Genomic DNA, 22,411 nt, shown 5'->3' on the forward strand with positions numbered 1-22,411 from the left:
TCTGTGTGGAGTGGCGTTGACCGGCTTTCCCTCCTCTTCACATCCGCACGCCGAAGCCCCGCAGGACTGGGTGGAGCACGTCCTCCTGTCCGGTCCCGAGGACGAGGAGTGCCTGCACTTCGGTGCTCCCGTCGACCGGCGGGCCCTGCGCGGCCTGGTCGACGGACAGGCCACGCAGCTCGCGGCCGCCGGCCTGGCAGCCGGCGGCACGGTGGCGCTCCGGCTGCCGCCCTCGCTCGGATTCGTCACCACCCTGCTGGCCGGCTGGCGGCTCGGGGCCCAAGTGGTGCTGCTGGACCATCGTCTGACCGACCATGAGATCGGCCTCGCGGTCGAGCGGCTGCGGCCGCAGGTCCTGGTAGGTTCGCGGCACCGCCCCTCGGCGGCGCTGCGGGGCTGGGCCGAGGTCGAGCCGGTCGCCGAACCGGTGGCGGGCGGGCGGCCGGCAGGCACCGGGCACGCGCTGGTGCAGCTCAGCTCCGGCTCCACCGGACCGTCCAAGGTGATCGCCCGGACAGCAGGCGACCTGATCCGCGAACTCGACTGCTACGCAAGCCTCGCCGGCTTCCCCCGCGCGGGTGAGCGGGTGGTGCTGCTCTCCTCCGTGGTGCACGTCCTCGGACTGGTCGGCGGGCTGCTCAACAGCCTGCACGCCCGGGCCCCGCTCTGCGTCCCCGAACGGATGACGGCGGCCGGCATCCTCGCCGCCGTCGCCGCCGACGAGCGCCCCACCACCGTGATCGGTGTCCCGTTCCACGCCGAGCTGCTGGCGGCGGCCTCGGCACCGCCGCGGCTCCCGCAGCTGCGCCGGATGATCGTGGCCGGCGAACTCGTCCGGCCGGGGCTGCCCGCGGCGTTCACGGCGCGCTACGGCGTGCCGCTGGGCACCATGTACGGCATGACCGAGCTCGGGGTGATCGCCACCGACCTCAGCGGCGCCCTGCATCCGCAGGCGCGGCCGGTGCCCGGCGTCGAACTCCGCGAGGAGGGCGGCGAACTGCACATCCGGACGGCCGCCTCGCCCTACCCCGGGCTGCTGGACCCGGGCCGCTGGTCCGACGGCTGGCTGCACACCAGGGACGCGGGCCTGCTGGACGCCGGCACCGGGCTGGTCACCGTCCTCGGCCGGCGGGACTCGCAGGTCTCCATCGGCGGCCTCAAGGTGGACCTCACCGAGGTCGAGCAGACGCTGGCCGCGCTCCCCGAGGTGCGCGAGGCCGTGGTGGTCTTCGCAGGGGGAGCAGTCGAGGCCTTCCTGGCCGCGGACGAGGCCGCCGACGCGGACGCCATCCGCGACGGCGTCACCCGCCTGCTCGCCTCCTACAAGCGGCCGCGGCGGCTCTCCTTCCTCGCCGCCCTCCCCCGGACGGCCACCGGAAAGCTCCTGCGGGACCCGGCGGCCCTGCACGCGGCCGTCGCGACGCCTCCCGCGCCCTGACCCTCCCGCGCCCTGAGCCCTCCACCGCGCCCGAACCCCTGCCCCTCCCCAAGCTGCCCTCCCCCGACCTGGCTGCCGCCGAACCGGCTCGTCCCGGACCGGCCCGCCCAGGGCCCGCATTCCCCCGAACCCGCGTTGCCCCCCGACACCGTGCCCCGGCGCACAGCACCCCCCAAGGAGCCCACCATGCAGGACCGGATCCGTGAGTTCGTCCTCGCGGCACTGACCGAGATGCAGTACGACGTGTCCGAGGTCACCGGCGACACCGACCTCGGCCCGGCCGGGCTGGACCTGGAGTCGCTCGCGCTGGCCGACCTGTCGGTGCAGGTCGAGGACGAGTTCGGGGTGAAGTTCGACCTGGACGAGATGGAGGGCACCGCGCTGATGACCCTGGACGAGTTCACCGCCGACGTGGCCGCGCGGATCGCCGCCGCCGCGACCCCGGCGACCTCCGGCAGCCCCGCATGACCCGGCTCGCACCGCCGGACCGGACGGACGTCCTGGCGATGCTCGCCACCTTCGCAGAGCGGTCCCCCGGAGCCGTCCAAGACACCCTCGGCTCGCTCGAACTGACATGGCTGATAGCGGAGTTCGAGCAGCGCTTCGACATCGAGCTGGAGCTGTCGGACGAGCGCTTCGAGACGATCCGGACGGTGGACGACGCCACCGAGGTGCTGCGCGCGGCCGTCCTCGCCGCCGGCCCGGCCGGCTCGGGCCCGGCGCACTCCGAGGCTGCCGGCCGCAAGGCGTCCGGCTCCGGGGCGACCGGCCCCGGGGCGACCGCCGAAGCGCCGCCCGCCGGGGCCGCCCGGCCATGAGCGCCAACGTCCCGCCCGCCGCCCGGCCGGTGATCACCGGCCTCGGCGTGCTCAGCGCCTGCGGCCCCGGCCCCGGCCCGCTGGCCGCGGCGGTCACCCACGGCCGGACCGGCTTCACCGAGGTGCGCCGCTTCGACGCCACCGGGCGCCGGACCCGCCGGGCCGCCCTGCTGCCCGACCCGTTACCGCTCGGCGTCGCCGTGGCCGGTGTCATCGCCGACGCCTGCCGGCAGGCCGGCCTCGACGACGTACCCGGCGCATCGGACCACCCGGACCCGCACCCGGTGGCCCAGGACGGCGCCGCCTCGCCCGACGGCACCCCGATGCCGCTGCTGCTGGCCCTGCACAGCGACCTCCGCACCACGGAGGTCGCCGCGCGGGTCGCGGAATCGGTGGCGGGCCGCTGGGGCGTCCCGGGCGTCACCCGGGTGTACACCGGCGCCTGCGTGGCGGCCGGCACCGCCGTGGCGGACGCCGCGGCCCTGATCGCCTCGGGCCGGCACGCCCGCGTGCTGGTCGCGGCCGGACACCTGGTGGAGCCCGGGGTCTTCGCCGCCTTCGACGCCGGACGGGCGCTGGCCCGGGACGGCGAGCTGCGGCCGTTCAGCGCCGGGCGCAGCGGCACCCTGCTCGGGGACGCCGCGGTGGCCGTCGTGGTCGAGGCCGAACAGTCCGCCGAACGGCGCGGGGCACCCGTGCTGGCCCGGCTGGCCGGCTGGGGCCGGTCCGGGGACGCGTACCACGTCTGCCGTCCCGTCCCGGACGGCGAAGGGCTCGCCCGGGCCGTCGGATCGGCGCTCGCCCGGGCCGGCGTCGACCCGGCGGAGGTCGGGTACGTCAACGCCAACGGCACCGGCTCCCCGCTCGCCGACCGGGCCGAGGCCCTGGCCCTGCGCCGGGTGTTCGGCCGGCACCTGGAGCAACTCCCGGTCAGCTCCAGCAAGTCCGTCCACGGGCATGCGCTGGAGGCGTCCGCCCTGCTCGAACTCGCCGTCACGGTGGGGGCGTTGCGCGACGGCCTGCTGCCGGTGAACGCCGGCTGGCTCGGCCCGGACCCGGACCTCGGCCTGGACCTCGTGCTGGACGGCCCGCGCGAGACCGCCACCCGGTACGCGCTCAGCCTCAACTCCGCCTTCGGCGGCGCCAACACGGCGCTCCTGGTGGCCGCCAGGTGAGCCGGCTGCACATCCTCGCCGAGGGCCGCTGGCCGGGCCCGGAGGCCCTGGACGACTCCGGCCGGGCGGCCGCGCCGGCGCTGCCCCCGCTCCCGGGGTTCGCCGCCTCCAGCTTCAGCCCGCTGGTCGCCGAGACCGCCGAACGCTGCCTGCGGGCCCACTTCGGGCCTGCCGACGCCCCGGACCGGCCCCCGAGCCGGACGGCGCTGCTGCTGGCCAGCGGCGGCGGCGACCGCGCCACCGCCCGGGCCATCGACGCCGCCGCGGCGTCGGGGCGGCGGGTCCCGCCGCTGCTGTTCTTCCAGTCCAACCCCAACGCCGTGCTCGGACTGGTCGCCGCCCGCTGGAAGCTGACCGGCCCGGTGGTCGCCGTCAGCCCACCCGGGAGCGTCCCGGGCGAAGTCCCGCCGGACGCCCTCGAACTGGCGGCGCTGCTCCTCTCGGACGGCGACGCCGACCAGGTGCTCGTCATCGCCGCCGAGCAGGCCGACGAAACCGCACCGCCCGAAGGAGCCGAGCAGCCCGGACCTGCCGCGCGGCCCGGACCACCCCGTCCGGACGAGCAGCCCCACCCGGGCGGCAGGTCCTGGCCCGCCGCACCCCCGCCGCACGGCGACACGGCCGTCGCCCTGCTGGTCACCCTCGCCTGACCCGCCCGAAGCCCCGGCCCCCCAGCCCGGGAAGCCCAGCCCGAAGCCCCTGCCCGCGCACCACCGCCGGCACCGCAGCCACCCCGTACCGAGCCGCACACCCGTCACCCGCCCCGAGCGGCTCCCGCACGCCGCATCTCGCACCAACATGGCCCGCGCCATGGGAGGGATCCATCACCGTGAGCATCCGCAGCATCCGCAGCCTCCTGGCGGACGATCCGCAGGTCGGCGCCGGCAACGTGCTGACCAGCAGGATCGCCCTGGGCGTGGGCCTGGACGAGCCACTGCTGACCTTCGACACCCCGGTGGACGACCACGCCGCCTGGCAGCCCTTCACCCTGCGCGAGCTGGACCGCGCCGTCCGCGCCAGGGCCGCCGCGCTGCACGCCCTCGGCGTCGTCCCGCGCGACCCGGTGGTGGTCTACGCGACCGACGCCGCCGACCACGTGCTGTCCTTCCTGGCGCTGGCCCGGCTGGGCGCGATCCCCGCGCTGCTCAACCCCAACCTGGACGGCGAGCGGGCGGCCCGCTACATCAGCCGGCTCGGCGCCACCGGCGTCCTCGCCGACGCGGAGCACCTGACGGCGCTCGCCGGGCACGAGACGGGCACCCCCGCGCTGCCGGAGATCGCCACCCTGGGCGCCGGCGACCCGGACGCGGCCCCCGAGCCGTACCGCCACTGGTCCGGTGACCCGGTGGCGATCACCCACTCCTCGGGAACCACCGGTATGCCGAAGGCCGTCGTGCACTCGCACGCGAGCCTGTACGCGGCGATCCGCCACCGCCTCTCGCTGCCCCGCCCGCAGGGCTCCGACCGGATGCTCAGCGCGCTGCCCGCGCCGCACGCCGCCACCCTGATCGCGGTGAACCTCGCACTGAGCACCCAGGCCGAGATCGCCCTGCTGTCCCGGCAGGCCGGCGCGGGCGTGCTCGACGCGATCGAGAGCTGGCAGCCGCGCGGCGTGATCGGCTTCGCCGCGACCTGGTCCGAACTGGCCCACCACGACCTCGCCGAGCGCGGGCTGGACTCGGTCGCCCTGTGGTGGAACACCGGGGACTGCGCCCACGAGGTGCACATCAGGCGGCTGATCGCGACCGGCTCGCGGGAGACCGTCACCCGGCAGGGCCGCGGCCGCACCCCGGGCTCGCTGTTCGTGGACGGGCTCGGCTCGACCGAGATGGGCCACTCGCACTTCTTCATCACCCACGGGCCCGGCACCGAGCGGTACGGCCGCTGCGTCGGACGCCCGCACGCGTTCGTCGACTGCGCGGTGCTGGGCCCCGACGGTGAGCCCCTCGGCCCGGGCGAGGTGGGCGAGTTGGGCACCACCTCGCCCACCCTGGCGCTCGGCTACTGGAACGACTCGGCGACCACCTTCCGGACCAGGGTGCGCGGCTACTTCCTCACCGGCGACCTGATGTACCGGGACGAGGAGGGCTACTGGTACCACGTGGACCGGGCCGTCGACTCGGTCGAACTCGGCGACGGGAAGCGACTGTTCACCGCCATGTCGGAGGAGCGGGTGCTGGCCGCCTGCCCCGAGGTGGTGGACTGCACGGTGGTCGCGGTCAAGGACGGCGAGCGGGTGGTCACCGACATCCTGCTGCAGCTCACCGCCGGCGCCGACCCCGCGACCGACCGCACCAAGGAGGTGACGGCCGCGCTCGACGAGCACAGTGCCGCCACCGTCCGCCAGGTCCTGGTGGTCGACGGCGACCGGATCCCGCTCGGGCCGACCGGCAAGGTCCGCAAGGTGCTGCTGCGCCGGCAGTACCTCGACTCGGTGGCCGCCCGGTGACTCCCGTACCCGGGCGGGCCGCCCCCGCCGCCGACTCCGCGCGGGCCAGGCCGGGCGCCGTGATCACCGGCATCGGCCTGGTCACGCCGGTCGGCCGCAAGCCCGCCGAGGTCTTCGAGGCGCTGGCCGCCGGCCGCTCCGGCATCCGGGCCCTGCCGGAGGGCCACGCCGCGCACGGCTGGCTGGAGGCGGCCGGCACCGCCCCCGCGATCAACGGGCGCGAGGTGCTGCCGCCGACCGAGACCCGCTGCGTGGACCGCTTCGTCCTGCTGGCCCTCGCCGCGGCCGACGACGCCCTCGCCGACGCGGGCCTGGTGGTCGGCCGCGACGCCGACCCGCGCCGGGTCGCGGTGGTGCTGGCGACCGGCGGCGGCGGCCTGGAGACCTTCGAACAGCAGTCGCACAAGCGGCTGGAGCGCGGGCGGCCGGGCGTCAGCCCGTACCTGCTGCCCGGGATGCTGTCCAACATGGCGGCCGCCCGGATCGCCATCAAGCACGGTGTGCGGGGCTACAGTTCGGCCGTCGTGACGGCCTGCGCGGCCGGCGCCCAGGCCGTCGCGGAGGGCCTGCGGCTGATCCGCGCCGGGGACGCCGACGTGGTGGTCTGCGGCGGCAGCGAGTCCTCCCTGCACCCGACCATCGCGGCCGCCTTCACCAACGCCCGTGCCCTGGCCCACGGCTGGGAGGACCCGGAGCGCTCCAGCCGGCCCTTCGACGGGAGCCGCAACGGCTTCGTGCTCGGCGAGGGCAGCGCCGTCCTGGTGCTGGAACGCACCGCCCACGCCGACGCCCGGGGCGCGGCCGGCTACGCCGACCTGATCGGCTGGGGCGCGTCCACCGACGCGCACCACCCGACCATGCCGCGCCCCGACGGCGAGGGCGCCGCCGACTCCATGCGCTCGGCGCTGGCCAACGCCGGCCTGGCCCCCGCCGACATCGGCTACGTGAACGCCCACGGGACGGGCACCAGGCTGGGCGACCTCGCCGAAGCGACCGCGCTGCGCACCGTCTTCGGCGACGACCAGCCCGCCGTCAGCTCCACCAAGGGGTCCACCGGCCACCTGCTCGGCGCCGCCGGAGCCGTCGAGGCCGCGGTCACCGCGCTGGCCGTGGCCCGCGGCCTGCTGCCGCCGACGGCGAACCTGGAGAGCCCCGACCCCGGCTGCGACCTCGACCACGTGCGCGGCCGGGCCAGGGCCGTCCCGCTGCGGGCCGCGCTCAGCAACGCCTTCGCCTTCGGCGGCCACAACATCAGCCTGATCTTCGGCCCGCCGTCCACCTGCGCCGCGAAGTAGCGGTCCACCAGTCAGACCTTCAGTCCGGGGAGATCCGTTGTCCATCCAGGCCATCACCCATGTCGAGTACCACTGTGCGGACGCCACCCGGTCCGCCGCCGACCTCGGCGCGGGCTTCGGCTTCACGCCCGACGCCGACCAGCCGGCACCGCAGCCCGGCCTGCACACCGTCCACCTGCACCAGGGCGCGATCCGGCTGCGGCTCAGCTCGGCCGGGCACCCCGACCACCCGGTCGCGCGGTTCGTGGCCCGGCACGGGGACGGCGTCGCCGTGATCGCGCTCGGCTGCGCCGACCCGCAGGCCGCGCTGGAGCGCGCCGAGCGGCACGGCGCGGTCGTGCTGGACCGCGCGGGCGGGCTGGTCGCCGGTTTCGGCGACGTCGCCCTGCGGTTCGTCGCCGACGCCCCGGCCGAGGCCGGAGCGGCCCCGTCCGAGCACCTGCTGGAGGCGCTCGACCACGTCGCGATCTGCGTCCCGGCCGGCGAGCTGGCCCCCGCCGTGCAGTTCTGCGAGGCCGCGCTGGGCTTCCACCGGATCTTCGGCGAGTACATCTCGGTCGGCGAGCAGGGGATGGACTCCAGTGTCGTGCAGAGCGGCTCCGGGGCCGTCACCTTCACCCTGATCGAGCCGGACACCACCCGCCGGCCGGGTCAGATCGACACCTTCCTGGAGGCGCACGAGGGCGCCGGCGTGCAGCACCTGGCCTTCCGCACCCGGGACATCGCCGCCGCCGTCCGGACCTGCCGGGAGCGCGGCGTCGAGTTCCTCAGCACCCCGGCCGCCTACTACGACGGCCTCACCGCGCGCCTCGGCGGGACGGCGATCCCGGTCGAGACCCTGCGCGAGCTCGACGTCCTGGTGGACCAGGACCACGGCGGCCAGCTCTTCCAGATCTTCGTCCGCTCGGTGCACTCCCGGCGGACCTTCTTCCTGGAACTCATCGAGCGGCAGGGCGCCGGGACCTTCGGCACCGCCAACATCAAGGCCCTGTACGAGGCCGTCGAACGGCAGAACGCCACCGCCTCCGTCTGACGGCGCCCGTCCGGCCCACCACGGCACTCCGGCCGGACAGCCCGTCCACGCACCGCCCGCACACGCGCCATCCGAGCACGCACCGACCGAACGAGGAGGCCCGGCCCATGACGAGCCCGCACGTGACGACGACCCCGCACGCAACCTTCCGGCTCACCGACGCCGAGCGCGCCCTGCTGCCCACCCCCGAGGAGGTGGCCGGCTACCTGGAGCACGGCTGGTACCTCTCCCGCCGGCTGTTCTCCGACGAGGAGCTGGACACCCTCCAGGCGGCCACCGATAAGTACTACGAGGGCCACCGCGACCGCACCCTGGCGGTCCGGCCGCCGAACCTCGCCGCCTGGGAGCCCTCGCACGGGCCCGTCCAGCGCCACAACGACTACGTGCACCACGAGAGCGACGCGATCGGCGAGATCCTGCGCAAGCCGCTGCTCGGGGCGGTCGCCGCGCTGCTCGCCGGGGCCGAGGAGATCCGGATCTTCCAGGCCACCCTGATCTACAAGCCGCCGGTGCCCGAGGAGCCCAGCAACCAGGTGCCCTGGCACTTCGACCGGCACTACTGGCAGACCAGCACCTCCGAGCGGATGCTCACCGCCTTCATCCCCTTCCACGACTGCGGGGAGGAGAACGGCACCATCACCATGGTCGACGGCAGCCACCGCTGGCGCGAACTCGACTCCGGCGAGGACTCCAGCCGGCACTTCGCCCAGCGCGACCGCTCCGAGCTGGAGGAACTGCTGGCCGAGAACGCCCGGCTCAACGGGCAGCAGGTGCGGAAGATCCCGATGCTGATCCCGCGCGGCCACGTCAGCTTCCACCACTGCCGCACCTACCACGGCAGCGGTCCCAACCTCGCCGCCGACCCCCGCCGGGCCGTCTCGCTGCACCTCCAGGACGGCGCCAACGAGTACCGCGGGCACACCCGGCCGGACGGCAGCCCGGTGGTCTACAACCACGACGTGGTGGTCCGCCGCACCCCCGACGGGCGGCCCGACTACGCAGACCCGGACATCTGCCCGCCGATCTGGCGGGGCGCACTGTGACAGACCGTCACCTGCCGGACCTCGCCGACCCCGAGGGCCGCTACCGGATGCTCCGGCTGATCCGCGGCTTCGAGCAGCTGGCGCTCGGCCTGGTGAAGTCCGGGGCCATCACCGGCGGCATCCACCCGTACATCGGCCAGGAGGCCGTCGCGGTCGGCGTCTGCGCGGCGCTGCGCCCGCAGGACCGGATCACCAGCACCCACCGGGGCCACGGCCACGTGCTCGCCAAGGGCGCCGACCCGGGCCGGCTGCTCGCCGAACTCTGCGGCCGGGTAGGCGGGTTGAACCAGGGCCGGGGCGGCTCCATGCACGCCGCCGACCTCTCGCTCGGCATCCTCGGCGCCAACGGCATCGTCGGCGCCGGCGCACCGATCGCGGTCGGCGCCGCCTGGGCCGCCCGGCAGGCCGGCGAGGACCGGGTCGCGGTCAGCTTCTTCGGCGACGGCGCGCTCAACCAGGGCGTCCTGCTGGAGTCCCTCAACCTGGCCGCCGTCTGGCGACTGCCCGTCCTCTTCGTCTGCGAGAACAACGGGTACGCCACCACCCTGCCCGCCGCGACCGCGGTGGCCGGCAGCGGCACCGGCCGGGCGGCCGGCTTCGGGATCCCGGCCGTCGAGGTGGACGGGATGGACACCGAGGCCGTCCGGGAGGCGACCGAACTGGCCGTGCGCCGGGCCCGGGAGGGCGGCGGCCCGGCCTTCCTGGAGTGCCGGACCTACCGGTTCGAGGGGCACCACACCATGGAGCGGCGGATGAAGCTGCGCTACCGCTCCACCGAGGAGATCGAGCACTGGCGCGCGCGGGACCCGCTGGAGCGGGCGGCCGCCGGCCTGGCGGACGGCCGGCGGGCCGGCCTCGACGCCGCGGTCGACGCGGAGCTGGCCGAGGCCGAACGGTTCGCCCTCGCCTCGGACCACCCCGACCCCGCCGGCGCCTGCGACCACCTGTACGCCGACGGGCTGCGGCCACGGGCGGGGGCGGTGGCATGAGCAAGCTCTCGTACACCAAGGCGCTCAACCGGGCACTCGGCGACGCCCTCGCCGAGGACCCGGCGGTCTTCGTGCTCGGCGAGGACATCGGCGCCGGCCTGGCCGGCCCGACCCTCGGCCTGCTGGACCGCTTCGGGCCCGGCCGGGTGGTGGACACCCCGTTGTCCGAGCAGGCCTTCACCGGCATGGCGGTCGGCGCCGCGCTGGCCGGGCGGAAGCCGGTGATCGAGTTCCAGATCCCCGCGCTGCTCTTCCTGGTCTTCGAGCAACTCGTCAACCAGGCGCACAAGTTCTCGCTGATGACGGGCGGCCAGACCGGCGTCCCGCTGACCTGCCTGGTGCCCGGCTCGGGCTCCCGGGACGGCTGGGCCGGCCAGCACTCCGACCACCCGTACAGCCTGTTCGCGCACGCCGGGGTGAAGACCGTGGTGCCGGCCACCCCGACCGACGCCTACGGCCTGCTGCTGTCGGCGGTCCGGGACCCGGACCCGGTGGTCGTCTTCGCGCCGGCCGCCGTCCTCGGCGTCCGCGAGAACGTCACCTGGGAGCTGGCGCCCGTCCCGCTGGGCTCGGCCCGGGTGCACCGGCCGGGCACCGACGTCACGGTCGTCGCCGTGGGCCACCTGGTGCACGAGGCGCTCGCGGTGGCCGAGGAGCTGGCCGGCGAGATCTCGGTCGAGGTCCTCGACCCGCGCACCCTGCACCCCTTCGACTGGGCGGCGCTCGCCGCCTCGCTGGAGCGCACCGGCCGACTGGTGGTGATCGACGACTCCAACCGCAGCTGCGGCATCGGCGCCGAGATCCTGGCCACCGCCGCCGAGGAGATGCGCCTGACCGCCCCACCGCGCCGGATCACCCGGCCGGACGGAGCCGTGCTGCCCTTCGCCCCGGCCCTGGACCGCGCGCTCCAGCCCGGACGCGAGCAACTCCTGCACGCCGTCAGGTCAGTTGTGAAGAATCCGTGGCGCTGACTCACCGGTCCTGCCAGAATCGGCGCTCCGCACCGCACCGGACACACCCCCCACGCCCGCCCGCACCCGAGCCGGGCCTGCCCCGAGGAGCCCTCAGATGTCCAACAACCGCTACCACTGGGACCGTTCGCACCCCGGCCTGTCCGGCCTGCAGCAGGCCATCGAGCCGCTGCGCCGCGAGGTGGTCGAGCACACCGTCTACGGCGGGCTCGACAGCCTCGACCGCGTCCGGGTCTTCCTGGACCGGCACGTCTTCGCCGTCTGGGACTTCATGTCGCTGCTGAAGAGTCTGCAGCGCGAACTGACCAGCGTGGACGTGCCGTGGGTCCCGTCCGGCCCGACCGCCAGCCGCCGCCTGATCAACGAGATCGTGCTCGTCGAGGAGAGCGACGAACTCGGCGAGGGCTTCATCAGCCACTTCGAGCTGTACGTGGACGGCATGCGGCAGGCCGGCGCCGACCCCGCACCGGTCGAGGCCTTCCTGGCGCTGCTGCGCTCCGGCACCCCCGTGCCCGAGGCGCTGCGGGCGGCCGGTGTGCCGCAGGCGGCCGTCGACTTCACCAGCACCACCTGGGGCATCATCGAGAACGCGCCGGTGCACTGCCGCGCGGCGGCCTTCGCCTTCGGCCGGGAGGACCTCATCCCGGACATGTTCGCCCAGGTCATCAAGATCGACGACGCCGACGGCGTCCTGACCACCTTCAAGGACTACCTGGCCCGCCACATCGAGGTGGACGGCGAGCAGCACACACCGATGGCGATGCAGATGCTGATCGACCTCTGCGGCGACGACACCGCCAAGTGGGAGGCCTGCGCCGAGACCGTCCGCACCGCGCTCCGGGCCCGGGTGCAGCTCTGGACGGCGATCGAGGCGGCCTTCGCCGGCTGACCCGCCGCCCCTTCGCCCAGCCCCGACGGGGCCGGCCGCCCACCCCGGGCCGCCGGCCCCGTCAGCCGTTCCACCGCGCCCACACCTGTCCGACCGCACGACAGATCGACGGCCGGCAAGCGACCTTCGGGACCTCGACGACCACCAGGGATGGCGGCCGTGCGGCTCGGCACTCACTTGCGCGGACCCCCCGGCGCTCGCCCCGGAAGGCGGCCGGGCAGACCTGGCCCCGCCGCACCCAGGACCACAAGGCCCTTACTGGGTCTTGTGTTTGATTGATCGTCACGTCTTCCCAGCATCACCACAGGAGCAGCAGAGTACCCATATATGTTCACATCCTCGAATAATGCTCGACATCTTGAACTTTTCCAGTCGCAGCACCCGTGACGATCGAACCGTCGAATACGGCTTGAGCCGTAGGATTTACTGCCTACTGGCTTTTTTGCAGGAAAAACATCCTTGTAGTCCCACCAAGACCGTACGGCAAGGTCATCCGGGAGAGGACGGCACAAATTCCATATGTGACCAGAACCTTGTCAGTCCGTCAGACCCGGACCTACGCTCGCGGACAGAGACACTTCCCCTCGCAAGCCACGTTCCGGTTGGTGCGGCCGTCACGGCGTCGACCGCGACTTCCGCATGGGCCGATGCCGGTGCGGGGCTCGGCGCAGGTGGTCGACCCGCTACGGAACGAAGGGTGCACGTCATGCCGAAGACGCGACGCACCGTCCGTTGCCGCTGCCGCGGCGCCGGCCGCGGTGACCGGCGGCGGTGACCTTCCGTAGTGGTCTCCGGCCTCGCGGGGCCGGGCTCCGGCGGAGACGCCGGCCCGGTGGCGTCGGGGAGCGCGCTCACAACGGGGACCTGTACGGGCCCGCCCGGCGACGGGCCCGTGGTCCCGGCGGTCCGTCGGCAGGGCCGTCGCACGTACGCAGCACCATCACTCGGAGTCGGACAACGGATCTGGAGACGGATATGAGACGACCAGTCGCCCTGCGGCTCTGCGCGACGCTCGCCACGGCGGCCCTTGCGGCCACGACCGGTGTGCTGGTGGCGATGCCCTCGGCATCGGCCGCGGCGACCGGCAGCGCCACCGGCTACGCGACCCAGAACGGTGGGACCACCGGCGGCGCGGGCGGACAGACCGTGCGCGCCACCACGGGGACCGCGATCCATGCGGCCCTGTGCGGCCGGGCCAGCGCCAGCACCCCGATCGTCATCGAGGTCGAGGGCACCATCAACCACGCCAACACCGACAAGGTGTCGGGCGCCTCCTGCAACACCGCCGCCGGCGTCATCGAGCTCAAGCAGATCAGCAACGTCACGCTCGTCGGCGTCGGCAGCGGCGCCGTCTTCGATCAACTGGGCATCCACATCAGGGAGTCCAGCAACATCATCATCCAGAACGTGACCGTCAAGAACGTCAAGAAGTCGGGTTCGCCGATCTCCAACGGTGGTGACGCCATCGGCATGGAGACGAACGTGCGCAACGTCTGGGTCGACCACGCCAGCCTGGAGGCGTCGGGCGGCGAATCGGCAGGGTTCGACGGGCTCTTCGACATGAAGGACAACACCCAGTACGTGACGTTGTCCTACAGCACCCTGCGCAACTCCGGCCGCGGTGGCCTCATCGGGTCCAGCGAGACCGAGCTCTCGAACAGCTTCATCACCTTCCACCACAACCTGTACGAGAACATCGACTCCCGCGCGCCCCTGCTGCGTGGCGGCACGGCGCACATCTACAACAACTACTACGTGAAGCTCAACGAGTCCGGGATCAACTCCCGGGCCGGGGCCCACGCCAAGGTGGACAACAACTACTTCAAGGACTCCAAGGACGTCCTGGGCACCTTCTACACCAGTGCGGCCGGATACTGGCAGGTCGCCGGCAACATCTTCGACAACGTGACCTGGTCCAGCCCCGGCACCGACAACAACCCCGCCGGGCCCGACGTGAAGTCCACCGCCACCGTCAGCGTCCCCTACTCCTTCAGCCTCGACGCGGCCACCTGCGTGCCGGACGTCGTGACCCAGACGGCCGGGGCCAACAAGGGACTGAAGGTGTCGAACGGCACCTGCACGCCGCAGACGCCGTCACCGACCCCGACCACCCCCACCTCCAGCCCCACCACCACCCCCACGTCCAGCCCCACGTCCACCCCGACCCAGCCCGGCGGGACGAACCTCAGCATCGGCGCCGGTGCCGACGGCTCCAGCAAGGCCGCCGGGACGAGCTACGGCAACGTGAAGGACGGCAACCTGAGCACCTTCTGGTCGCCGGCCGGCGCCACCGGTTCCGTCTCGGTCAAGTGGTCCTCCCCCACCGCCGTGGCCGGCCTCAACATCCGGGAGGCGGCGGGCTCCGCGGGCAGCATCGGATCCTGGCGGGTGCTCAACGGTGACACCGGCGCCGTTCTGACCTCCGGCAGCGGTGCGGGCGCCATCACCGTCCCCCGCACCTCGCTGAGCAAGATCACCTTCGAGATCACCAGCTCGACCGGGACGCCGAAGGTCGCCGAGTTCGAGACCTACGCAGGGTAGCGGCGCGGTCCCGTAGCACGGGACCGGCCCCGTCGGGGATCTCGGAAGTCCCGGGCGGAGGGGCACGGTGACCGAGCAGGCACGGCCTGGGTCCTCAGGTCGTCCGCCTGGCACGAGGTCAGCCGGCGCCCCTCCGTCCCTCTGCGTTGCCGTGAGCATGTTCCGGATCGAACAACGATCCTGACGTTGATTCAGACGACCTTGGGAACGGATCCGGCCGCCGCCGGGAGCACGTCGGCCGGATCGCGGAACCGGTGCAGCACGGCCCGGCCCTCCGCCCCGCGCAGGCGCCCGGCCAGCTTGGCGGGCAGCACGACGGTGAAGAGGTACCCGCTGCCCTCGAAACCCTCGACCATCCAGGACACCCAGGGCAGCGGGAGGTTGGCGGCCGGGCTGAAGAACACCGGGCGCCGCCCTCCGAACTCGACGTCGTACGCACCGAACCGGCTCCAGTTCGAGAAGGTGAACCTGCGCCGCTCCGGGTCGAACCCGAGCGGCACGCAGTCGGCGAAGCGCTCACGTCCGATCGACTCCAGGAACCGGAGGTTGGCCCGGAGGTTGAGGTGCTCGGCGGTGAACTCCTCCACCGCCCCGCGGAGCGCCTCCGCGAGCGCGGCCGTACCCTCCTTCGGCGCCCAGGGCAGGTGGATCTCGCTGAGCAGGTTGCCCACCAGACCGGCGGACAGCCCCAGCGGACGCCGGACGTTGACCGGCACGGTCAGCCATCTGACCTCCGCGTCGGCATCCAACTCCCGCACGGAGGAAACCACATGGGCACAGAGAACGTCGCCGGAGGAGAGCCTCCGGCCGGCCTGGGCACTGAGCTCCTGGCGCATCCGGTCCACTTCGGCCTGGCCGAAGTACACCTGGACCGTCCGGTTGGCCCGCAGCGCGCCGGCCACCTCCCGCCCCAGCAGCGCGGCCTCCTCCGGGCCGGGCAGGCGGAATCCCGGGCGTCCGCAGTCCCCGGCCGGAAGCACCTCGTCGAGGAAGGCGTCCTGGTCCTGGACGAGTTCGGCCGGCGGGAGTTCCGTCCCCTCGACCGCCGCGGACCAGGTCCGCATCAACAGCATGAAGGTCTGCACGTCGCCGACCGCGTGGTGCCAGGAGCAGCCGAGCGCGGTGCCCCCGCCCGCCAGGCGGCTGACCCGGACGGTGAACAGCGGCAGGCCGCCCGCCCGGGCGGCCGAGGCCTCGACCGGGTCGACCAGCCGCGCGGTGGGCATGGTGACCCGGCCCATCGCCTCGGCGAGTGTCTCGTCCAGGTCGTAACTGTCCACCGGCACACCGGAATCGTCGCAGACGATCTCCAGCCGTCCGTCGGCCGTCCGCAGCCGGCCGCCGAAGACCGGCAGCCGCTCCAGGGCGCGGGCCAGCCCGGCGGTGAGGCGTTCCTCGTCCAGGGCCTGCTCGAAGAAGTACACGACCGAGACCGAGAGGTCGGCCAGCATGGTGTCGACCAGCCCGCAGCGCACCACCGTGCCCGGGGCCTGCCCGGCGCGGACGGTACGGGACTCACGCAACTGTGGCCAGGCGCTCATGGTGCGGGGCTCCACTTCGGGGCATGGGTGCCCGGCGGCGGCCGGGTCCGGGGCGCGCCAACAGCCGTACCGTGCCGGGGGGGACGGCGCCTCGACGGGCCGCCGGGCGGGTGGGTTCCGATCACCTCGAACGATAGGGCAGCGGTCACCCGCAGGGCCAGTGGTCTAGGCCTTTTCCCTGCCGGCTGCCGGGGAGGTCCGGCAGCCGGCCGGCGGCCCTGGGCTACGGCGGGGCGCACCGGTCGGGCGGGGCCCGGCGCGTGCCGGGCCGCCGGCGGTTCGGCGGACCAGCGGCGGCACCCCGGCTCAGCGGCCCTCCGGCGGCACCCCGAGGAAGACCGGGTTGGTGAGTGCCGCCATCGGGCCCCAGGGCAGCTCGGGGCCCATGCTGTTCCCCCGCCCGGGCGTGCCGTCGGCCCTGGGGTGGCGGACCTCCGCGCGGACGTATCCGGCCAGCGAGGCCGTCGTGCGCCAGACCACCGTGCCCGCACCGTCGGCCGGCAGTGACTCCTGGTGCATCTGCCCCTCGTCGGTGAGGAACCGCACCGTGCCGCCCGGCACCCCCGACACCGTGAGCCGGACGTCCACCGGCGCGTCCGCCGGCACCGCGAGCCGCTCACCGACACCCGCCTGCCGGCCGGCCCCGGTCGCGGTGAACTCCAGCCGGACGGCGGCGGATTCGGCGATCCAGCTGCGACCGGCCCGGATGCCGGCGAGCACGTCGTCCCGGGTCAGGTCGTCCGCCAGCACCACGGTGTGCGGGGTGCCGACGACCTGCGGCGCGCTGTGCGCGTCGCTGTTGCCGACGGCCGGCAGCCACGACCGGCCCTGCCGGAGGGCCTCGGCCAGCCCGGCGTCCCAGCCGTCGACGGCCGACTCGTCGTCGTACGTCCACGGGCCGTTCCAGACCTCGACGGCGTCCGCGTCCTGGTAGCCGAACTTCCACTGGCAGCCCACGTACGGGCAGTACGGGTGCGCCGGCACCACCAGGCCGCCGTCCCGCCGGACCTGCCGGGCGAGCCGCGGGAAGGCCTCGTCGCGGGACCGGTAGCGCCAGTCCACGAAACGGCCGGCCGGCAGGCCCAGCGCCAGCCAGTGCCCGTTGCGGGTGGTGACCTCCTCACCGGTGATCACCAACAGGTCGGGCCCGGCCGAAGGGCCCCAGCTGCCGTGCGCGGAAGGCGTGTTGTGGTCGGTCGAGACGATGAAGTCCAGCCCGGCCTCGCGCGCGGCTGCCGCCACCTCGGCCGGCAGCCGCCGCCCGTCGGAGTGCACCGTGTGCAGGTGGCAGTCCCCCCGGTACCAGGCGCGGCCGCGGCCGCGGGCCCGCTCCGGCGGGTAGGCGGGCTTGAACTCCGGCCCCGGCGCCCCGAACCGCAGGGTCACCTCCACCCGGTACTCCAGCCCCTGCGGCGCCACCTGGTACGGGCCGAGGACGACGTGCCAGCGCCCCGGCCGCACCGGGCCCGGCAGGTAACCGGGGGTGGCCTCGGTACGGCTGATCGCGAAGGACGTCCGGAACCCGCCGGACCAGCCCCGGAACCCGCGGCCGCCGAGTTCGGTGCCGCGCTCGTCGAAGATGCCGATGTCGCAGGAGTTCCCCGGCGTCCCGGCCGGGACGGGCGGCCGGTCGTAGGAGTAGGAGACCGCGATCTCCCGGACCCCGGCCGGGACGTCGAAGGGCAGGTGCACGAAGTCCGCCGCGCCGGTGTCCAGCCGGCCGGTCAGCACGACGGCCGCCTCGCCACCGGCCGGCCCCGCGTCGCCCGCGGCGCGGGCGGCGCCGCCGGGTTCCGCCGCGGCCGCGGCGGCGGTCACCCCCGATGCCAGGGTGACCGCGCCGGCCAGCGCGCCCGCCCGGAGCAGGCCCCGGCGGTCGATCGCCGGCCCGTCCCCGGCATCGTCCCGTACCCGTTCGTCGGTCATGGCGGCCCTCCCGGTCGTCCCGCCCTCTCCCTACCCCGGCCGGTGAACCCCGGGCGAGGCGGGGCCGGCGGGAGTCGGTCGATCGGGTGACCGAGGGCACCCGGGCCGGCACCGCGCGAGGGAGCCGGGCGACGTCGTTCCGGGCCCCGGCCGGGCTCAGCCCGTCGCCACCGGGCGGCCCGTCCGGGCCTCCTCCAGGGCGAGCCAGACCTTGTCCCGCAGGAACGGCGCTTCGGTGAAGCGGATGCCGGTGGCGTCGCGCAGCGCGTTGGCGAAGGCCGGCGGGACGGGGTTGAACGGGCTCTCGCTCATGGACTTGGCGCCCAGCGGGCCGATGGCGTCGGAGGTCTCGCTGAAGTGCACCTCGGTGCGCGGCACGTCGGCGAAGGCCGGCAGCCGGTAGCGGCGGAAGGCGGCCGTGGTGACCTGGCCGTCCTCGTCGAGCAGCACCTGCTCGAAGAGGGTCGCGCCGAGCGCCTGCGCGACGCCGCCCTCGACCTGGCCCCGGCACTGCATCGGGTTCATCACCTTGCCCGCGTCGGCCCCGTGCACGCTGCGCAGGATCCTGATCTCCCCGGTGTCCGGGTCGACCGCGATCCGGAACCACTGGGAGTTGAAGGCGATCGACCGGGGCGAGCCGCCGAAGTACCCGTCGGCCTTCAGCTCGACGCCCTCGGCGCGCGCGGCCGCGAAGATCTCCTTCAGCGACACCGGCCGCCCCTCGCACTCCACCGAGTCGGCGGTGAGCCGCAACAGGCTGCGCGGGGTGCGGGTGTACTCGGCGGCGAAGGTGAGGAGTTGCTCGCCGAGGGCGTTGGCGGCCTTCATCACCGCCTTGCCCGCGACCACCGTGCCGGCCGAGCCGAACGCGCCGGTGTCGTGCTTGACCACGTCGGTGTCGGACTGCCGGATGCCGATCCGGTCGACGGTGGTGCCGAGCGCGCCCGCGGTGATCTGCTTGTGCACGGTGGTGGTGCCGTTGCCGAACTCCGCGGTGCCCACCGCGATGTCGTAGGTGCCGTCCTCCAGCAGCTTCACCGTGGCGTCGGCGATGTGCCCGCCGGGCGGACCGCAGGCGATCGCCGCCATGGCGAAGCCCTGACCCACCAGCCATCCCTCGGGGGCGAGTTCGGCACTGCTGTCGTCGGCGAGCGCGTCCCGGACGACCTGGAGGCACTGGTCCAGGCCGTAACTGGCGATGTGCAGGTCCTCCTCCTCGCCGAGCGGGCCCTCCATGTGCTCGCCGGGGCCGATGACGTTCCTCTCGCGCAGCACCAGCGGGTCGATCCCCAGCCGGCGGGCGAGTTCGTCCATCGCCGACTCCAAGGCGAAGGTGACCTGGCCCAGCCCGTAACCGCGGAAGGCACCGGCGGGCACGCAGTTGGTGTACACGGAGTAGGCGTTGACCTTCTTGTTGGGCGCCCGGTACACGCCCATCGACTCGCCGACGCTGTGGAACATCACCGCGGGGCCGTGGTTGCCGTACGCCCCGGTGTTGGCGACCACCCGGAACTGGATGGCCGTCAGGGTGCCGTCGCTCCTCGCGCCGAGCTTCACCGTGATCTTGAACGGGTGCCGGGTGGTGGCGCCGTAGAACTGCTCGGGGCGGGTGAACTCCAGCTTGACCGGGCGGTGCAGCTTCAACGCGGCGAGCACCGCGATGTCCTCGGTCAGCATCTCCTGCTTGCCGCCGAAGCCGCCGCCGACCCGGCCCGCGACCACCCGGACCTGCTCCATCGGCAGGTCGTACAGGTCGCAGAGGGCGCGCCGGGTCAGGAACGGCACCTGGGTGCTGGAGCGGACCACGATCCGCTCCTGCTCCGGCTCGCCGTCCTCGCCGGGGGCCGGCTCGAACCGGACGAGGCACCCGTGGGTCTCCAGGCTGGCGTGCTGCACCCGCTGCGTCCGGAAGGTCTCCTCGTAGACCACGTCGGCCTCGGCGAAGCCCTGCTCGACGTCGCCCATCTCGCCGTGCACCTCGCCGCAGACGTTGTCCTGGGCGCGGAAGATGCGGGACTCGGGGCCCTTCGGGTGGATCACCGGCGCGCCCGGCAGCATCGCCTCCTCCGGGTCGACGACGAACGGGAGCACCTCGTAGTCGACGACGATCCGGCGGCAGCCCTCCTCGGCGGCGCCCTCGGTGTCGGCGACCACGGCCGCGACCCGCTGGCCGGCGAACCGGACCACGTCGTCCAGCACCCGGGTGTCGTCCGGGTCCTCGGTGGGGTGCTCGTGGCGGGCGGAGGAGTAGAGCTTGGCCGGCGCGTCGTGATGGGTGAGGACGGCGTGCACGCCGGGCACCCGCAGCGCGGCCGTGGTGTCGATCGAGCGGATCCGGGCGTGCGGGTGCGGGGAGCGCAGCAGCTTCATGTGCAGCAGGCCCTCGACCTCGACGTCGAAGGTGTAGCGGGCGGTGCCGGTGACCACCTGCGGGCCGGCCGGCGCGCCGAGGCTGCGGCCGACCGCCTGGCCGGCGCACGGCTCCTCGGCGTGCTTGACGCCCCGGATCGCGTCCTCGATCGCCCGGTAGCCGGTGCAGCGGCAGAGGTTGCCCTTGAGCGACCGCGGCAGGTCCGTGAGCTGCTCCTCGTCCAGGGCCGAGGTGGTCATCAGGAAGCCGGCCGTGCAGAAGCCGCACTGGAAGCCCTGGGCGTCGAGGAACCGTTGCTGCATCGGGTGCAGTTCGCCGCCCTCGCGGGCGAGGCCCTCGACGGTGGTCACCGCGCGGCCGTCGGCGCGGACCGCCGGGTAGATGCAGCTGTGCACCGGCCGCCCGTCGACCTGCACGGTGCAGGCGCCGCAGTCGCCGGCGTCGCACCCCTTCTTGACGCCGAACCAGCCGCGGTCGCGCAGGTAGGTGCGCAGGCACTGGCCCGGTCGCGGTTCTTCCTCGAACGGCTGGTCGTTGACGCGGATCGAGAAGCTCATCGTCCGGCCCCTTCGCTGGTCTCGGACTCGGTCAGTTCGCGGCGGATCTCCTCGGCGAACCGGAAGGTCATGTGCCGGCGCCAGGCGGGCAGCCCGTGGATGTCGTCGAAGTACTCGTCGGGGCGGACGGCGTACTCGACGGCCTCGCGCACCGCCTCGGCGTTCGGCGCCGTCGCGAACCGCAGCTGGACCGGCCGCACCGTGGAGGCGGTGACGGTGAGCGTGAAGGTCCCGTCCACCGGGTCGAGGGTGCCGGTGATCAGCGCGGCCGAGCGGCCCAGCCCGTACAGCGAGGCCTGCCGGAAAGCCGTCCGGCAGGCCAGGGCCCGGGCCGGCAGGGTGACCGAGCGCAGCAGTTCACCGGGCTTCAGCAGGTTGCGCCCGGCGCCCACGACGAAGTCGGCGACCGGCACCCGGCGCAGCGCCCCGGTCTGGGCGCGCAGCAGGGCGACCCCGTCCAGCCCGGCGGCCAGCGAGATCATCGGGCCGGCCGGCAGCGAGTTGCACAGGTTCCCGCCGAAGGTGGCCATGTTCCAGATCTTCCAGGAGGCCAGGAAGGCCCGGCAGCACTGTTCGAACAGCGGCCGGGCCGTCCAGGACGCGTTGCGGGCGAACCGCGAGAGCTGGGCGATGGTGCAGGTCGCGGCGATCTCCAGGCCGCCCCCGGGGGTGATCTGCAGCGGCTCCCAGCCGGTCCGGCTGAGGTCGATAAGCCGCCGCAGGTGCGGCTGCGGCTCGGAGAACAGGTAGGTGCCGCCGCCCAGCCAGGCGTCACCGGGCTGCCACGCGCCGCCGCTGCGGGCGTCGCGCACCTCCAGCACCGTGTTCAGATCCACGTTGTCCCACCGTCCTCGGCAGCTCGGTAGCGGCTCGTTACGGCGATTGAAGCAACGCCCGGCAGCGGGAACGAGTGGTGTCGAGCACCAGTGATCCACCGCCCGGCTGGAGGATCGACCAGCTGGGACGGACCGCCGGTGGCCTCGCATCTGCGATGTGGCCACTCGCACTAACCTTGCTCATGCAAGGCGTGCGGCGTGATCGGCCCGGCGTCCGGCATCGGGCGGCGCGGCGCGGGCGGGCACGGCAGGGGGGACCGGACGGCACGGCGCGGACGGGCGCACCCCGGTGGCGGACGGCACCGGAACCCACCGGACGCCGGGGCGACGCACCCCGCACGCGGGGTCGACCGGCCCACCACGGTGGGCCGGTCGACCCGTTGTACGCCCAGGCCCAGGGCCTGTCCGCCCCTAGAGCAGGTCGGCCACCGCGTACAGCAGGTTGGCGACGGCATCGGCCACGGGCTGGAGAAGGCCGAGAAGGCCACTGTTGAGGATCATGATCTGCGTTCCTTGTCGGTGAGGCCCCCGGGCGGGGG

At 74.1% G+C, this 22,411-nt stretch carries 17 protein-coding genes; 13 read left to right on the forward strand and 4 right to left on the reverse strand.

Annotated elements, in window-relative coordinates:
• Positions 1 to 10 precede the first annotated feature (10 nt).
• The 13 genes from IE329_RS22045 to IE329_RS22105 all read left to right on the forward strand — a co-directional run bounded on the left by IE329_RS22045 (position 11) and on the right by IE329_RS22105 (position 14,641).
• A complete protein-coding gene (locus tag IE329_RS22045; RefSeq protein WP_373311252.1) occupies positions 11 to 1,438 on the forward strand; it encodes a class I adenylate-forming enzyme family protein in 1,428 nt (475 codons plus the stop codon).
• Positions 1,439 to 1,624: 186 nt separating this feature from the next.
• A complete protein-coding gene (locus IE329_RS22050) occupies positions 1,625 to 1,906 on the forward strand; it encodes an acyl carrier protein (protein ID WP_073926500.1) in 282 nt (93 codons plus the stop codon).
• Complete coding sequence (locus IE329_RS22055; protein WP_190212671.1) at positions 1,903 to 2,256, forward strand: acyl carrier protein; 354 nt, start codon at positions 1,903 to 1,905, stop codon at positions 2,254 to 2,256. Before IE329_RS22050 ends, IE329_RS22055 begins: the two co-directional genes overlap by 4 nt.
• On the forward strand, positions 2,253 to 3,431 hold the full coding sequence (locus tag IE329_RS22060) for a beta-ketoacyl-[acyl-carrier-protein] synthase family protein (protein ID WP_190212672.1): 1,179 nt from the start codon (positions 2,253 to 2,255) through the stop codon (positions 3,429 to 3,431). The genes IE329_RS22055 and IE329_RS22060 overlap by 4 nt, the downstream gene beginning before the upstream one ends.
• Positions 3,428 to 4,081, forward strand: a complete 654-nt coding sequence (locus IE329_RS22065) for a hypothetical protein (RefSeq protein WP_190212673.1) — start codon at positions 3,428 to 3,430, stop codon at positions 4,079 to 4,081. Before IE329_RS22060 ends, IE329_RS22065 begins: the two co-directional genes overlap by 4 nt.
• Before the next feature lie 179 nt (positions 4,082 to 4,260).
• Positions 4,261 to 5,880 carry a class I adenylate-forming enzyme family protein gene (locus IE329_RS22070; RefSeq protein WP_190212674.1) on the forward strand — a complete coding sequence of 540 codons (1,620 nt, stop codon included), beginning with the start codon at positions 4,261 to 4,263 and terminating at the stop codon, positions 5,878 to 5,880.
• Positions 5,877 to 7,175, forward strand: a complete 1,299-nt coding sequence (locus IE329_RS22075; protein WP_190212675.1) for a beta-ketoacyl-[acyl-carrier-protein] synthase family protein — start codon at positions 5,877 to 5,879, stop codon at positions 7,173 to 7,175. The genes IE329_RS22070 and IE329_RS22075 overlap by 4 nt, the downstream gene beginning before the upstream one ends.
• A 37-nt stretch (positions 7,176 to 7,212) precedes the next feature.
• Positions 7,213 to 8,208 (forward strand): 4-hydroxyphenylpyruvate dioxygenase, encoded by a 996-nt coding sequence (gene hppD, locus IE329_RS22080; RefSeq protein ID WP_190212676.1) that lies wholly within the window; start codon positions 7,213 to 7,215, stop codon positions 8,206 to 8,208.
• Positions 8,209 to 8,315: 107 nt separating this feature from the next.
• Complete coding sequence (locus IE329_RS22085) at positions 8,316 to 9,251, forward strand: phytanoyl-CoA dioxygenase family protein (protein WP_190212677.1); 936 nt, start codon at positions 8,316 to 8,318, stop codon at positions 9,249 to 9,251.
• Positions 9,248 to 10,240, forward strand: coding sequence for a thiamine pyrophosphate-dependent dehydrogenase E1 component subunit alpha (locus tag IE329_RS22090; RefSeq protein WP_229927653.1), 993 nt, complete (start codon positions 9,248 to 9,250; stop codon positions 10,238 to 10,240). Before IE329_RS22085 ends, IE329_RS22090 begins: the two co-directional genes overlap by 4 nt.
• Positions 10,237 to 11,211 carry an alpha-ketoacid dehydrogenase subunit beta gene (locus tag IE329_RS22095; RefSeq protein ID WP_190212678.1) on the forward strand — a complete coding sequence of 325 codons (975 nt, stop codon included), beginning with the start codon at positions 10,237 to 10,239 and terminating at the stop codon, positions 11,209 to 11,211. The genes IE329_RS22090 and IE329_RS22095 overlap by 4 nt, the downstream gene beginning before the upstream one ends.
• A 97-nt stretch (positions 11,212 to 11,308) precedes the next feature.
• Positions 11,309 to 12,100, forward strand: coding sequence for a DUF3050 domain-containing protein (locus tag IE329_RS22100; RefSeq protein ID WP_190212679.1), 792 nt, complete (start codon positions 11,309 to 11,311; stop codon positions 12,098 to 12,100).
• 975 nt (positions 12,101 to 13,075) lie between these two features.
• The gene (locus tag IE329_RS22105) at positions 13,076 to 14,641 is read left to right on the forward strand and encodes a pectate lyase family protein (protein WP_190212680.1); all 1,566 of its coding nucleotides are present in this window, start codon (positions 13,076 to 13,078) and stop codon (positions 14,639 to 14,641) included.
• A gap of 191 nt (positions 14,642 to 14,832) precedes the next feature.
• On the opposite strand, the gene IE329_RS22110 is transcribed toward IE329_RS22105, so the two are convergent.
• The 4 genes from IE329_RS22110 to IE329_RS22125 form a co-directional block, all read right to left on the reverse strand.
• Positions 14,833 to 16,182 (reverse strand): acyltransferase, encoded by a 1,350-nt coding sequence (locus IE329_RS22110; RefSeq protein ID WP_190212681.1) that lies wholly within the window; start codon positions 16,180 to 16,182, stop codon positions 14,833 to 14,835.
• 306 nt (positions 16,183 to 16,488) lie between these two features.
• Complete coding sequence (locus IE329_RS22115) at positions 16,489 to 18,108, reverse strand: CehA/McbA family metallohydrolase (RefSeq protein ID WP_190212682.1); 1,620 nt, start codon at positions 18,106 to 18,108, stop codon at positions 16,489 to 16,491.
• Between the two features lie 156 nt (positions 18,109 to 18,264).
• Entirely contained in the window at positions 18,265 to 21,036 is a 2,772-nt protein-coding gene (locus tag IE329_RS22120; RefSeq protein ID WP_190212683.1) for a molybdopterin-dependent oxidoreductase, read from the reverse strand.
• Positions 21,033 to 21,872: an FAD binding domain-containing protein gene (locus IE329_RS22125; RefSeq protein ID WP_190212684.1), complete on the reverse strand. Its 840-nt coding sequence runs from the start codon at positions 21,870 to 21,872 to the stop codon at positions 21,033 to 21,035. The genes IE329_RS22120 and IE329_RS22125 overlap by 4 nt, the downstream gene beginning before the upstream one ends.
• Between the last annotated feature and the right edge of the window lie 539 nt (positions 21,873 to 22,411).

The organism is Kitasatospora indigofera, assembly GCF_014655955.1.
Taxonomy (GTDB): Bacteria; Actinomycetota; Actinomycetes; order Streptomycetales; family Streptomycetaceae; genus Kitasatospora; species Kitasatospora indigofera.

What these genes read in the sequence shown, in the direction of transcription:
- IE329_RS22050 (WP_073926500.1), top strand. Translation starts at nt 1,625, where the DNA reads ATGCAGGACCGGATCCGTGAGTTCGTCCTCGCGGCACTGACCGAGATG.
- IE329_RS22055 (WP_190212671.1), top strand. Translation starts at nt 1,903, where the DNA reads ATGACCCGGCTCGCACCGCCGGACCGGACGGACGTCCTGGCGATGCTC.
- IE329_RS22060 (WP_190212672.1), top strand. Translation starts at nt 2,253, where the DNA reads ATGAGCGCCAACGTCCCGCCCGCCGCCCGGCCGGTGATCACCGGCCTC.
- IE329_RS22085 (WP_190212677.1), top strand. Translation starts at nt 8,316, where the DNA reads ATGACGAGCCCGCACGTGACGACGACCCCGCACGCAACCTTCCGGCTC.
- IE329_RS22095 (WP_190212678.1), top strand. Translation starts at nt 10,237, where the DNA reads ATGAGCAAGCTCTCGTACACCAAGGCGCTCAACCGGGCACTCGGCGAC.
- IE329_RS22100 (WP_190212679.1), top strand. Translation starts at nt 11,309, where the DNA reads ATGTCCAACAACCGCTACCACTGGGACCGTTCGCACCCCGGCCTGTCC.
- IE329_RS22105 (WP_190212680.1), top strand. Translation starts at nt 13,076, where the DNA reads ATGAGACGACCAGTCGCCCTGCGGCTCTGCGCGACGCTCGCCACGGCG.
- IE329_RS22110 (WP_190212681.1), bottom strand. Translation starts at nt 16,182, where the DNA reads ATGAGCGCCTGGCCACAGTTGCGTGAGTCCCGTACCGTCCGCGCCGGG.
- IE329_RS22115 (WP_190212682.1), bottom strand. Translation starts at nt 18,108, where the DNA reads ATGACCGACGAACGGGTACGGGACGATGCCGGGGACGGGCCGGCGATC.
- IE329_RS22120 (WP_190212683.1), bottom strand. Translation starts at nt 21,036, where the DNA reads ATGAGCTTCTCGATCCGCGTCAACGACCAGCCGTTCGAGGAAGAACCG.